This is a genomic window from Ulvibacter sp. 2210JD10-4 (assembly GCF_058148525.1).
Genome location: NZ_JBYVJZ010000131.1, coordinates 1 through 231, shown reverse-complemented (window position 1 = coordinate 231; position 231 = coordinate 1). Strand labels below are relative to the sequence as shown.

The following is a 231-nucleotide window of genomic DNA, read 5'->3' as shown; positions in this document are numbered from 1 at the left end:
ATTTCCCACAGATCAATTCTGCAGATATTGTGATCGATGCTATTTTCGGAATTGGTTTGAATCGTTGCCCATATGGGTGGGTTAAGAAACTAATTCAATACTTCAATGACAGTAAAGCGTTTAAATTAGCAATTGATATTCCCAGCGGTTTGTTTGCCAATAAACCTTTAGAAGATGCTGAAGCTGTTTTGAGGGCAAATCACACGCTTACTTTTCAAACCCCAAAATTAT

General features: G+C 36.8%; 1 protein-coding gene. It reads left to right on the top strand.

Annotated features, from left to right (window positions below; all coding sequences use genetic code 11):
- The coding region (locus ACY2RT_RS15760) for an NAD(P)H-hydrate epimerase (RefSeq protein ID WP_490156846.1) at positions 1 to 231 on the top strand (231 nt) is incomplete at both ends.